General features: G+C 61.7%; 10 protein-coding genes. All 10 read right to left on the bottom strand.

Going from position 1 to position 12535, the window contains the following annotated elements:
- Positions 1 to 26: 26 nt before the first annotated feature.
- The 10 genes from mqo to PSH91_RS11810 all read right to left on the bottom strand — a co-directional run bounded on the left by mqo (position 27) and on the right by PSH91_RS11810 (position 12530).
- Positions 27 to 1670, bottom strand: a complete 1644-nt coding sequence (gene mqo, locus PSH91_RS11855) for a malate dehydrogenase (quinone) (protein WP_047229923.1) — start codon at positions 1668 to 1670, stop codon at positions 27 to 29.
- A 483-nt stretch (positions 1671 to 2153) separates the two neighbouring features.
- On the bottom strand, positions 2154 to 3524 hold the full coding sequence (locus PSH91_RS11850; RefSeq protein ID WP_305468284.1) for a hybrid sensor histidine kinase/response regulator: 1371 nt from the start codon (positions 3522 to 3524) through the stop codon (positions 2154 to 2156).
- Entirely contained in the window at positions 3508 to 4671 is a 1164-nt protein-coding gene (ercA, locus tag PSH91_RS11845) for an alcohol dehydrogenase-like regulatory protein ErcA (RefSeq protein ID WP_076385145.1), read from the bottom strand. The genes PSH91_RS11850 and ercA overlap by 17 nt, the downstream gene beginning before the upstream one ends.
- Before the next feature lie 113 nt (positions 4672 to 4784).
- On the bottom strand, positions 4785 to 4856 hold the full coding sequence (gene pqqA / locus PSH91_RS11840) for a pyrroloquinoline quinone precursor peptide PqqA (protein WP_003243383.1): 72 nt from the start codon (positions 4854 to 4856) through the stop codon (positions 4785 to 4787).
- 238 nt (positions 4857 to 5094) lie between these two features.
- Positions 5095 to 6615, bottom strand: a complete 1521-nt coding sequence (locus PSH91_RS11835; protein WP_076385147.1) for an aldehyde dehydrogenase family protein — start codon at positions 6613 to 6615, stop codon at positions 5095 to 5097.
- A 285-nt stretch (positions 6616 to 6900) separates the two neighbouring features.
- Positions 6901 to 8676, bottom strand: coding sequence for a PQQ-dependent methanol/ethanol family dehydrogenase (locus PSH91_RS11830; protein ID WP_076385149.1), 1776 nt, complete (start codon positions 8674 to 8676; stop codon positions 6901 to 6903).
- A 209-nt stretch (positions 8677 to 8885) separates the two neighbouring features.
- Complete coding sequence (locus PSH91_RS11825; protein ID WP_305468281.1) at positions 8886 to 9758, bottom strand: alpha/beta fold hydrolase; 873 nt, start codon at positions 9756 to 9758, stop codon at positions 8886 to 8888.
- Between the two features lie 178 nt (positions 9759 to 9936).
- On the bottom strand, positions 9937 to 10872 hold the full coding sequence (locus PSH91_RS11820; RefSeq protein ID WP_305468279.1) for a quinoprotein relay system zinc metallohydrolase 1: 936 nt from the start codon (positions 10870 to 10872) through the stop codon (positions 9937 to 9939).
- Positions 10873 to 10888: 16 nt separating this feature from the next.
- Positions 10889 to 11644 carry a quinoprotein dehydrogenase-associated SoxYZ-like carrier gene (locus PSH91_RS11815; RefSeq protein WP_047229005.1) on the bottom strand — a complete coding sequence of 252 codons (756 nt, stop codon included), beginning with the start codon at positions 11642 to 11644 and terminating at the stop codon, positions 10889 to 10891.
- Positions 11645 to 11654: 10 nt separating this feature from the next.
- Positions 11655 to 12530 (bottom strand): ABC transporter substrate-binding protein, encoded by an 876-nt coding sequence (locus tag PSH91_RS11810; RefSeq protein WP_047229004.1) that lies wholly within the window; start codon positions 12528 to 12530, stop codon positions 11655 to 11657.
- Between the last annotated feature and the right edge of the window lie 5 nt (positions 12531 to 12535).

Raw genomic sequence — 12535 nt, 5'->3', positions numbered from 1 at the left:
TTTTTATTCACCAGACAACGTCCGGTTTACAGCGCCATGTCGGCCGCCGGGTTGCTTTGCGGGGCAGCGGCCGGCGCAGTCGGTGCAGGCGCGGTGCGCTGCTGGCCGATCGTCGGTGGCGTGTCCAGCTGCAGGACTTCGCTGGTGTAAGCCCACTCCTGAGCCACACGCTCAGGGCTTTCGTTGAGCTTGGTGCCGTAGCTTGGCACGATCTGATGCAGTTTTTCCTGCCAGGCCGGGGTGGCGACCTTGTCCTTGAAGACCTTCTCAAGCACCGTCAGCATGATCGGCGCAGCAGTCGAGGCACCTGGCGAAGCACCCAGCAGAGCGGCGATGCTGCCGTCCTGGGAGGCGACCACTTCAGTACCCAGTTTCAGGACGCCGCCCTTCTCTTCATCACGCTTGATGATCTGCACGCGCTGGCCGGCCTGCCACAGGCGCCAGTCTTGTTGCTTGGCGTCCGGGAAGTATTCCTTCAGGGCGTTGAAGCGATCTTCGTCCGACTGCATCAACTGGCCGGCCAGGTATTCAACCAGCGGGTACTGTTCGATACCCACCTTGGTCATCGGCCACACGTTGTGGGTGGTGGTGCTGGTCAGCAGGTCAAAATACGAACCGTTCTTCAGGAACTTGGTGGAGAAAGTGGCGAACGGGCCAAACAGAATCACACGCTTACCGTCGAGCACGCGGGTGTCCAGGTGCGGAACCGACATCGGCGGTGCGCCAACCGAAGCCTTGCCGTAGGCCTTGGCCAGGTGCATCTGGGCGACGGTCGGGTTCTCGGTCACCAGGAACGAGCCGCCTACCGGGAAGCCGGCGTATTCACGGGCTTCGGGGATGTCGGCTTCCTGCAGCAGGTGCAAGGCACCGCCGCCAGCGCCGATGAACACGAACTTGGCGTCGGTCTCGGTTTCGCTACCGTCCTTCAGGTTCTTGTACGCAACGCGCCAGGTGCCGTCTTCGTTGCGGGTGATGTCCTGCACTTCGCTGGACAGCTTGAGGGAGAAGTTCGGTTTGGTTTGCAGGTGAGCAGCAAACTGACGGGTGATTTCGCCGAAATTCACGTCGGTGCCCAAGGGACTCCAGGTGGCCGCGACTTTCTGGCTCGGATCACGCCCTTGCATCATCAGCGGTACCCACTTGTTGATCTGCTCGCGATCTTCGGAGTACTGCATGCCGGCGAACAACGGGCTGGCCTGAAGGGCTTCGTAGCGCTTCTTCAGGAACGCGATGTTGTCCTCACCCCAGACAAAGCTCATGTGCGGGGTGGAGTTGATGAACGAGCGCGGGTTCTTCAGCACGCCGTTCTTGACCTGCCAGGCCCAGAACTGACGGGAAACCTGGAACGCTTCGTTGATCTCGATGGCCTTGGCGATTTCGACCTTGCCATTCTTGTCTTCGGGCGTGTAGTTCAGCTCGGCCAGCGCGGAGTGGCCGGTACCGGCGTTGTTCCAGCCGTTGGAACTCTCTTGGGCAACACCGTCCAGGCGCTCGACCATTTCCATGGTCCAGTCCGGTTCCAGCTCATTGAGCCAAACGCCGAGTGTCGAGCTCATGATGCCGCCACCAATGAGCAGGACATCCACTTTTTTTGCCTCGGCGGCGTGCGTGGTCGCAAGACCCATCGCCATCGCCAGGCCCAGCAGCGCCGTGTGTGTTCTCTTCAACATGTGTGTATCCCTAGGGTAGAACGCCATTCCGCCCACCAGTCCTGCAAGGATAGACCACGCCATGGCCGGCATACGGCATGACTGGGGTCGAGACGGGACTGGAGGACGGACCTACAGGGGCCGAGAATCATCGGCCTCGCTTTTATGTCTCTCCGGCGCTGACTTCTTGTAGGTCTTGGCTTCAGCTGGGTGAGGGACACTGCAAAACGCTTGTAATCGGGCCAGACATGGCCGCGCCCGATTGTCGCAGCGGGGGGAGTTTACAGAATGAACTAAACAGACCGAAGCCTCTTTTTTCATTCAAGGCATAAACACCGACCAAATGACGGCGTTTTGATGGCGCACTGGCTGAAAAATGTGGGAGCGAGCCTGCTCGCGATGGCGGTGGCGCATTAGAGTGATGCAAGCTGACCCAGTGCTATCGCGAGCAGGCTCGCTCCCACAAGGGATTGTTGGTGAAATCTGGCGTCACCTCGCCACTCGCTATCCGAGCAACTGACTCAACACCGCCCGCAATTTGCCGGGCTTGACCGGTTTGTTGAGCAGTGGCGCATTGAGTTTGCGCAAGGCGCGGCGGCACTGGTCGCTGCGATCGGCGGTGATGATCACCGCCGGGATCGTCTGTTGGAAATGCTCGCGCAAGTGCTTGACCACTTCGCACCCGACGACGCCATGATCCAGGTGGAAATCCGCCAGGATCAGTTCCGGCGCGCGGCCTTGCAGCACGTCAAAGGCACCCGCCTCGTCCGTGGCGGTCAACACGTCACACCCCCACTGCCCCAGCAGCGCAGCCATGCTTTGCAAAATGCTCAGCTCATTGTCGATGACCAGCAGACGGCGGCCAGGCAGCGGGTTACCGGCGACGGCCTGGGCGGGCATCTGGGCCATGGGCAGCAGTCTTTCAGCAGACAACGGCACCTCGATGCTGAATACCGAACCGCGCCCCGGGCGGGAACGTACCTGGACCCGATAACCGAGAATGTGGGCGATACGCTCGACAATCGCCAAACCCAGGCCGACACCCTTGCGATCGGCAGCGCGACCTACGTCCAGCTGGTTGAACTCCAGGAAGATCGACTCCAGGCAGTCGGCAGCAATACCGCGCCCCGTGTCCCAGACCTCCAGGCTCAACCGCTCGCCCCGACGCCGCGCGGCCAACAGGATGCCGCCATGAGCGGTGTAGCGACAGGCATTGCTGAGCAGGTTGCGCAAGATCCGGGTCATCAGCCGCAGGTCGGTCATCACTGTTTCGTCGCCGAAACGTACCCGTAGCTCCAACCCGGCAGCGCCAGCCACTGATTGAAACTCCGAAGCCAGCGGCGCGAGCAACTCATCCAGCCGATACGGCGCCAGGTCCGGCCTGACTGCAGCCTGGTCCAGCCGGGAGATGTCCAGCAGGTCGGTGAGCAGGTCCTCCGCCCCTTCGAGCGCCTGGTGGGTACGCTCCACCAGCACGTGTTCGGAGGTGGGCAGCGAGCGTTCGCGTAATGTGGCGATCAGTAAGCGTGCGGCGTTGAGCGGTTGCAGCAGGTCATGGCTGGCGGCGGCCAGGTATTTGTCCTTGCTGCGGTTGGCCGCCTGCGCAGCATCCCGAGCGTCGCGCAGTTGTTGTTCGATCAACTCGCGTTGGGTGATCTGTTGTTGCAGGTTGCGGTTGGCCTCCAGCAGCGCGTCGGTACGTTCGGCCACCCGCTGTTCCAACTGATCGTTGAGCTGTTGCAGGTGTTGCCGAGCCTGTTCCAGCTCATCGAGGCGCGCGGCCAGTTCCGGATAGTGGCTCTTGCGCGTGGAGTGATTGCCCAGACCGAGCAGCCCGGCCAGGGCTTTTTGCTGTTCGTCAGAGGGCTTCGCCATAGACGACCTCGACATCCCGCTGGCTCGACTCCCGAGGGTTGGTGAGAATGCACGGATCATGCATCGCATGTTGCGACAGGAACGGAATATCCGAAGTGCTCACCCCGTGCAGCCCCAGGGTTTCGTGAAAGCCGATGGTGCGTTTGAGGGCAATCAGGTGTTCCACCAGCCGGGTGCGGATCTGCCGGTGATTGAGGCCCCGGCAATCGATACCCAGCGTCTGGGCAATCACCTTGAAACGCTCGGGCGCCGAGTTGTAGTTGAACGCCACCACATGCTCCACCAGCACCGCGTTGCACAAGCCATGGGGCAAATCCAGGAACCCGCCCAGGCTGTGGGACATCGCGTGCACCGCACCGAGAATCGCGTTGGAGAACGCCAGGCCGGCCTGCATGCTGCCCAGCATGATCTTTTCCCGCAGGGCGACATCCGCCGGGTTGGCGATCATCTGCACCAGATTGCTGTTGATCAGCCGCATGGCCTCCAGCGCATGGGGGTCGGTGAGCGGGCCGTGGCCGGTGGATACAAACGCCTCGATGGCATGCACCAGCGCATCGATGCCGGTGCAGGCGGACAAAAACGGGTCCATGCTCAGGGTCGTTTCCGGGTCGATCAGCGACACGTCCGGCACCGCGGCCTTGCTGACGATGGAAAACTTCATGCGCTCTTGCTGGTTGGAAATGATCACGAACTGCGACACGTCCGCCGAGGTGCCGGCGGTGGTGGGAATCAGGATCAACGGTGGGCTGGGCACGTGCAAGGTGTCCACGCCTTCGAATTCCAGGATATTGCGACCATGGGCAACGACGATGCCGATGCCTTTACCGCAATCCATGGGGCTGCCGCCACCGACCGCGACGATGACATCGCAGTGGTTTTCCCGGTACAGCTCGGCCCCGAGCATGACTTCTTCGACCCGGGGATTGGGCGAGACGGCACTGTAGATGCAGTAATCGATGGCCTGAGCCTGGAGGCTGGCCTCGACGTCGGCGACCCATCCTGCGGCGATCACGCCGGGATCGGTGACGATCAGCACCTTGCGTGCGCCGAACGTCTTGGCGTAATTGCCGACATTGTGCCGGCAACCGGCGCCAAACATGATTTCAGGTGAAACGAACTTGCGCAGCGGACTGAGACTCTGGCTCATCGGTAAGCCTGTTCTTATTGTTCCGGGAATACCCTGAGCCTAAAGCATCCCACCGTGATTGCAATCAGACCAAATGGGTAGCCCGGCCTGAACATCTCAGGCCGGGCCAGCGCTCATCGGTTGGCGAAGTACATCGTCACTTCAAAGCCTATACGCAGGTCGGTGTACGCGGGTTTAGTCCACATGGGTCTTTCCTCTTCTTGTACCGGGCCATTCCGGCAACGTCATTAATGCACGCTGTACCCGGCGTTCGAATGCTACTTTCGAAGCGGTGGGTGGGGTGCGTTGGTAGCAATGCTGCAATCACACAAATCCAAATGTGGGAGCGAGCCTGCTCGCGATGACGTCGGAACATTCAACATAGAGGTTGAATGATCTACCGCTATCGCGAGCAAGCTCGCTCCCACAGGGGGGGGGGCTGGGTTAGAAGAAGCCCAACGGATTAACGTCGTAGCTCACCAGCAGGTTCTTGGTCTGCTGGTAATGGTCGAGCATCATCTTGTGGGTTTCACGACCCACGCCAGACTTCTTGTAGCCACCGAACGCGGCGTGGGCCGGGTACAGGTGGTAGCAGTTGGTCCAGACACGCCCGGCCTTGATTGCCCGGCCCATGCGGTAGGCTCGGTTGATGTCGCGGGTCCAGAGACCGGCGCCGAGGCCGAACTCGGTGTCGTTGGCAATCGCCAGGGCTTCGGCTTCATCCTTGAACGTGGTCACGCCCACCACCGGGCCGAAGATCTCTTCCTGGAACACGCGCATCTTGTTGTGGCCCTTGAGCAGGGTCGGCTGGATGTAATAGCCGCTCGACAAGTCACCCTCCAGGTGCTCTGCCGCACCGCCAGTCAGCAGCTCGGCGCCCTCCTCCCGGGCGATGTCCAGGTACGAAAGAATCTTGTCGTACTGCTGCTGGGACGCCTGGGCGCCGACCATGGTTTCGGTATCCAGCGGATTGCCGCGCTTGATCTTGGCGATCTTCTTCATGACCTCGGCCATGAACGGCGCGTAGATCGACTCCTGCACCAGCGCCCGTGATGGGCAGGTGCAGACTTCGCCCTGGTTGAAGAACGCCAGCACCAGGCCTTCGGCGGCCTTTTCGATGAACGCCGGCTCAGCCTGCATGATGTCTTCGAAGAAGATGTTCGGCGACTTGCCGCCCAGCTCCACGGTGGACGGGATGATGTTCTCGGCGGCGCATTTCATGATGTGCGAGCCCACCGGGGTCGAGCCGGTGAAGGCGATCTTGGCGATGCGCTTGCTGGTGGCCAGGGCTTCACCGGCTTCGCGGCCAAAGCCATGGACGATGTTCAACACACCGGGCGGCAGCAGGTCGGCGATCAGCTCGACGAACACGGTGATCGACAACGGCGTCTGCTCCGCTGGCTTGAGCACGATGCAGTTACCCGCGGCCAGGGCCGGGGCGAGTTTCCAGGCGGCCATCAGCAGTGGGAAGTTCCACGGGATGATCTGTCCGACCACGCCCAGCGGTTCGTGGAAATGATAGGCGGTGGTCAGTTCATTGATCTCGGCGGCCCCACCCTCTTGGGCGCGGATGCAGCCGGCAAAATAACGGAAATGGTCGGCCGACAGCGGTACGTCGGCATTGAGGGTTTCGCGCACGGCTTTGCCGTTGTCCCAAGTCTCGCTGACAGCCAGGCGTTCCAGGTTCTGTTCGATGCGGTCGGCGATTTTCAACAGCACCAGGGAGCGATCCTGCACCGAAGTCTTGCCCCAGGCATCGGCAGCGGCGTGGGCTGCGTCCAGGGCCTTGTCAATGTCAGCGGCGTTGGAGCGTGGGAACTCGGCGATGACCTCGCCGTTGACCGGGGACGTGTTGGTGAAATACTCGCCGTTAACCGGCGCGACGAATTCGCCGCCGATGAAATTGCCATAGCGCGGCTTGAAGGTAACGACGGCGCCTGGGGTTCCGGGTTGTGCATAGATCATAATGGGCCTCTGCCTGGTCGATGCCTGTCGCGGGACAGGCGATAGGCCGATGGTAGAGAGACCCGCATGCTGGACGAATGCGTCATTGGCAGGGGGGCTCTCGTTATTTGGTCGTAGGTTTGTGGATTTTTCAGGACACGAAAAGCGGGAACAAGCGCTGCCTTTGTGGCGAGGGGATTTATCCCCGCTCGAGTGCGCAGCGCTCGCAAAGATTTTGGGGCCGCTTCGCAGCCCAGCGGGGATAAATCCCCTCGCCACAAAAGCAGCCCCCGGCTCAATGACAACTCAGCGCTTGGCCACCAACTCTTTCGGCAACTTGAAGGTCCAGAGCATGCCGCCCTGGTTGAAGTCCTTCACGCGCTTGGCCACTTCGCCGCCCCACAACGGCACCGCGCCACCCCAGCCCGAGAGGACGGAGACGTATTGCTCGCCATCCATTTCCCAAGTGATGGGCGAACCGAGCACACCGGAGCCGGTCTGGAACTCCCAGACCTTTTCTCCGGTCTTGGCGTTGAAGGCCTGCAGGAATCCTTCAGGCGTGCCGGTGAACACCAGGTTGCCCTTGGTGGTCAGCACTCCGCCCCACAGCGGCGCGAAGTTCTTGTGACGCCAGACCTCCTTGCCAGTCTTGGGGTCGATGGCCCGCAGCACACCGATGTAGTCCTCGTTCAGCGGCTTGATGGTGAAACCGGCCCCCAGGAACGCCGCGCCCTTCTTGTAGGCGATGCCTTCGTTCCAGATGTCCATGCCCCATTCGTTGGACGGCACGTAGAACAACCCGGTGTCCTGGTTGTAGGCCATCGGCATCCAGTTCTTCGCCCCGAGGAACGCCGGCGCGACAAACACCGAGCTGCCCTTGGCTTCGCTGCCCGGCGCGCCCGGACGGCCGGCCTCGTTGTAGATCGGCCGCCCTTCCTTGTCCAGGCCGCTGGCCCAGGTGATCTTGTCGACAAACGGGAAGCCGCGGATGAACTTGCCGTTGGTGCGATCGAGCACGTAGAAGAAGCCGTTGCGGTCGGCGGTGGCCGCAGCCTTGATGTCCTTGCCCCCTTCCTTGTAGTTGAAGGAGATCAGTTCGTTGACGCCGTCATAGTCCCAGCCGTCGTGAGGGGTGCTCTGGAAGTGCCATTTGATGCTGCCGTCGTCTGGGTTGAGGGCCAGGCGCGACGAGGAATAGAGGTTGTCGCCAGGGCGCAGATGGGAGTTCCACGGTGCCGGGTTACCGGTGCCAAACAGCAGCAGATTGGTTTCCGGGTCGTAGTAGCCGCCCAGCCAGGGCGCCGCACCACCGGTCTTCCAGAGATCCCCCGGCCAGGTCTTGCCGGCTTCGCCACCGGAAATGCCATTCTCGATAGCCTTGCCGTCCTTGTAGACATAACCCATGTGCCCTTCCACGGTCGGACGGGTCCACAGCAGCTCGCCGTTTTTCGGGTCGTAGGCGCTGATCTTGCCCACCACGCCGAACTCGCCGCCCGCCACGCCGGTAATCAGCTTGCCATTGACGATCATGGGCGCGGCGCTGATGGAATAACCTTCCTTGTGGTCAGCGACTTTCTTGCTCCACACCACCTTGCCGGTGTCCTTGTTCAGGGCCACCAGCTTGGCATCCAGGGTGCCGAAATACACCAGGTCGCCATACAGCGCCACGCCACGGTTGATCACGTCGCAGCAAGGACGGATGTCATCGGGCAGGCGCGCATCGTATTGCCAGAGTTTCTTGCCGGTGCGTGCATCCACCGCGAACACCCGCGAGTAGGAACCGGTGAGGTACATCACCCCATCCTTGATCATCGGCTGGGCCTGCTGACCGCGCTGCTTTTCACCGCCGAAGGAGAACGCCCAGACCGGACGCAGATCCTTGACGTTATTCACGTTGAGCGTGTCGAGCGGGCTATAGCGTTGGCCCTGCACGCCGAGGCCGTTGGTCACGACCTGCTGCGGGTTTTTCGGGTCCTGGAGAATTTCCTGATCGGTCACGGCGGCCAAGGCCGAACCGGACAGCAGCATGGCACTGAGCAGCAGGCTCACGGCGAAGGGCTGGCGACGTGCGGGATGAGTCATGACGGCTACCTCTGCGGTTATTGTTATACCCGGGAAATTTTCCCGGTCTGCCGCAGATTCTTGGCCTTGGGGCCGTCGTCAACAATTGCCCGCTGTGTTGAGTTTTCTAGTTCCTTGGTACATGTGAAGACCGGATTGGACCGTTAAAACGCTGTTCCCTCAGGAAGCCGGTAAGGTGGCGCCAGCCTTACGTGAACGGCATGCCGGCTTCAGGGCGAGTCGGCTTGGAAAAAATCGCGCAAGATTCGGGCAAATTCGTCGGGACGTTCGTCGGCCGGCCAGTGTCCGGCACCTTCAATGACGGTCCCACTCAGGTGCTGCGCCACCGGTTCGAGGAGCAGGCTGGTCTTCTCGGCGAACCCCCATCGACCACCAATGCCGAGCACGGGCATCTGCAGTTTGCCCCGCCGAGCGTTTTCGGAATGGTCGTCCATGTCCTGCCAGACCGCAGCGTAGTAATTGAGGCCCGCTCGCAGCGCGCCTGGTTTGATGATCTGCCGGACATATTCCTCGAAGTCCTCGCCGCTCACGCCCTCAGGGTTGGCGGACATCTTCCAGAAGAACCAGGAGAGCAGCTCGCGCTCCTTTCCGCGAATGAACAGTTCCGCAACATCGGGTTGGGTGAAGAAGCTGAGTTGCCAACTGCTGGCGACGTCCCAGTCTCGAGATGGCGTCAGCTTGGCCTCGTAGCCGAACCCCGGCAGCGCATATTCGGCGAGGGCCAGCCGTCGAACCTCGTTGGGGTGCGCGCCGGCATATTGGTAAGCAACGCCAACACCGTGATCGTAGCCCACAAGGAAGACCGGCCCCAGGTTGAGCTTCTCGATGAGGGCTCGTAGATCGCGCGCCATGGTCCGCTTGTCGTAGCCCCCGGGCGTAATCGACGATCCTCCGGCTCCGCGCAGATCCGGGGCAATGATTAGATACTGGTCGGCGAGTTCCGCCATGACCCGATTCCACATCAGAGAGTGTTGTGGCCAGCCGTGGAGAAGGACGATCGGTGCCCCTTGCCCGGTAAACCGATAGTGCATTTCGATGCCATTGGCGTGGATTTTGTCGTGGAGGATTTTTGTGATGGTCATTTCATCGCTGCTCCAGAGTTCTGCCTTGCGTAGAAAGCACTCTGCGGCCATGACATCTTCGGTTCCGCGACTTCGGCTATTTTTTCAGGCACCACACCCCTGCTGTGTCCTTAACAATGACCTTAGACCAAGGCCCGCCTTTTTTCATTTTTGGCGCTAGCCGGGGGATTTGCCGGGACTACTGAATCTTGGCATCTACTCGCTTCATCCCTACCCGCTCATAACGCGGATAAAGATGACTGACACTGCGAATCAGCTCATACCGACTCAAGCTGATCCCGGCAAAACGCTCGGGGATGGGGCTGCGGATCATCTCGGCCATGTCATCGCCCCGGGCCGCGCCGTCGCGCATCAGTTGGTCGAGCCAGCTGAGGTAGTCGCGCATTTGCAAGAAAGGCCGGGCATCGCTCGCCACTGGACCATGGCCGGGTACGATCTGCTTCCACGACAGGCTTTGCAGGGTGTCCAGGTCCTTGAGCCAGACCTCCAGACCAGGGCTGTTCGGGGTGGTCAGGGCTCGTTCGTAGAACACCAGATCGCCGGCAAACAACACGCCGGTGGTTTCATCGAGGATCGCCAGGTCCGCCCCGGTGTGCCCGGCCAATGCCAGCAGACGCAACGAATGGTTGCCGACCTTCAGCGGACCGGGAACCAGCACTTGGTTTGGCAATACCACTTCGGTGCCACGCATCCAGTCACCGACCAGCCGGTACATGTTCTCGGCCATGGCATCGCCCTGCTGGCGCAACAGATCCGTGGTCCCCGCCAGCGCGCCGATGGGTACGTCGCTAAAGGCCTGGTTGCCCAAGACATGGTCGGGGTGATGATGGGTCAGCAACACCTGGACTACCGGCTTATCGGTGATCGCGGCAATCGCCTGGCGCAAGGCCTGCCCGTAGCGCCGGGACGGGCCGCTGTCGATGACCACCACGCCGGCCTCGGTGACAATAAAAGCGGTGTTGACGATGTTGCCGCCGTTGGCCTTGGCAAAATTGTCCGTGCTGCCTTCCAGCAGCCAGGTGCCTTCGGCGATCTGCCGGGGCTTGAGTGAATAGTCCGCTGCGGCCCATGTCGGCAGGCACAGGCCCAGCCAGATCAGCAACAACCAACGCATGGCGCGCTCCTTGTGGTCAGGGGACCGTTGCCTCGAATTCATTGCCGCTGTTGTCACGCAACAACAGGCGGGTCTGCCCGGGGCCTTGAATGTCGAAGCTCAGGTTGGGGTTTTCGCTGACGGCCGGGAACAGCTCCAGGCGCGCCAGCACCTGGCCGTCGGCGTCCAGCAACTGCGCCTGGTTGAGGTAAAACTCCGGGATGCCGCTCACCAGCCCATTGTCCATCGGGTGGGCGACTTGCAGGCGCAGGCGGCTGTCTTCACCTCGGGGGTAACGAGCTCCCAGCACTTCGCCCAAGTGTTCTTCCCAGCCCGGCTGGGTCCGCACCACGCTTGGCGCGGTGCAGCCGCCACCGGCCGCGTCGATCAACGTCGAGCCGACGTGCCACAGGCCGTCACGGGTCTGCACGGCGGCGCGCAACGGCGTGGCCTGCTCGATGCGAATGCGGATCGACAGCCAGGGCAGCACCCGCTCCCCCGGCTGGAAATCGACGATCTTGGGCAGCGGGTTCAGTTCGGCCCAAACCAGCATACGCACCACGTCGCCGGTGAATGCGCGGGCATCGATCTGCAACGGCACCTGGCGCGCGTCTTCGGCAAAAGGCGGCGCCAGCAATCGGACCCGGTCATCGAACACGAAGGGCGCCTCAGCCAGCAGTTGTTTGTGATAGAAGGCCCACATCACCGAGGGCACCGGGTCCTTCCCGGTCTCGAGCGCCGTCGCCGTCAACGGCAGGCAGCACAACAGCAGACCCCACGCTCGCCAGTTCATCCCTGCGCTCCTATTGATACATCTCGGGCACTTCGTAACGCAGGCCGTAATGGGCATAGATGGTTTTGAGACTGCCGTCGCGGATCAACCCTTCCAGCGCTTCTTCCACCGCATAAGCCAGCTGCCGGTTGCTCTCATGCACCGCCATACCGATTTCCCACCGTTGCTTGCCCATGTTCGGGTAAGCATTTTCGGCCAATGCCAGTTGCGGATCGGCTGCCTCATGCAGTTGCCAGTCGATCTCCCCGCGCATGGCCATGACCGCGTCGACCTGCCCGGCCCGCATGGCCTTGAACGCCTGGCCTACGCCGGGGAAGTGATGGGTCCTGGCGCTGAGCATGCCGTTGAACACCGAGGTCAGGTAGAACGACGGCACGCTGTCGACTTCAACGCCAATGGGGTGCTGCTGGAATACCGCGACACTGCCTACGCTTTCAAGCCGGCGGCGGTCGTACGCCACTTGCCAGCACTCCTGCTGATAAGGCCCGAACATGGCGACCTGGGCGTTTTCCAGTTCACCGATGTCGTTGCGCTTTTGCACGTAGTCGCGATCGTAAGGCACGCGCATCATCAGGTCGGCCAGTTGCCGACCATGCAGGGCGCTGCTGCGCCAGATGTAATCGCGCAGGTCGTCATCGAGCTTTTCGCCGGGCGGCGCCCAGATCAATCGCAGGCGCACGCCAAGGGCTTTGGCGAGGGCCTGGGCCAGCTCCACATCCACGCCCCGAGGCTGGCCGTGGTCTTCGAAGCTATAGGGGGCAAAATCCTTGTACACCGCCACTTTCAGCTCGCCGGCGGCGATCATTTCGTCGTAGTTGCGCACCTGTGCCTGAACCGTCTGGCCACACAGCAACAGGCTGCAGAATATCCACGCGAACAGGCGCATGGCGA

It is taken from the genome of Pseudomonas sp. FP1154 (assembly GCF_030687245.1).
GTDB lineage: Bacteria > Pseudomonadota > Gammaproteobacteria > Pseudomonadales > Pseudomonadaceae > Aquipseudomonas > Aquipseudomonas rhizophila.
This window is presented reverse-complemented; position numbering and strand designations above follow the sequence as displayed.

Bases quoted from the DNA above. Each gene is read 5' to 3' on its own strand.
- PSH91_RS11815 (WP_047229005.1), bottom strand. From the start codon at position 11,644: ATGAACTGGCGAGCGTGGGGTCTGCTGTTGTGCTGCCTGCCGTTGACG.
- mqo (WP_047229923.1), bottom strand. From the start codon at position 1,670: ATGTTGAAGAGAACACACACGGCGCTGCTGGGCCTGGCGATGGCGATG.
- ercA (WP_076385145.1), bottom strand. From the start codon at position 4,671: ATGAGCCAGAGTCTCAGTCCGCTGCGCAAGTTCGTTTCACCTGAAATC.
- PSH91_RS11810 (WP_047229004.1), bottom strand. From the start codon at position 12,530: ATGCGCCTGTTCGCGTGGATATTCTGCAGCCTGTTGCTGTGTGGCCAG.
- PSH91_RS11820 (WP_305468279.1), bottom strand. From the start codon at position 10,872: ATGCGTTGGTTGTTGCTGATCTGGCTGGGCCTGTGCCTGCCGACATGG.
- PSH91_RS11825 (WP_305468281.1), bottom strand. From the start codon at position 9,758: ATGACCATCACAAAAATCCTCCACGACAAAATCCACGCCAATGGCATC.
- PSH91_RS11830 (WP_076385149.1), bottom strand. From the start codon at position 8,676: ATGACTCATCCCGCACGTCGCCAGCCCTTCGCCGTGAGCCTGCTGCTC.
- PSH91_RS11850 (WP_305468284.1), bottom strand. From the start codon at position 3,524: ATGGCGAAGCCCTCTGACGAACAGCAAAAAGCCCTGGCCGGGCTGCTC.
- PSH91_RS11835 (WP_076385147.1), bottom strand. From the start codon at position 6,615: ATGATCTATGCACAACCCGGAACCCCAGGCGCCGTCGTTACCTTCAAG.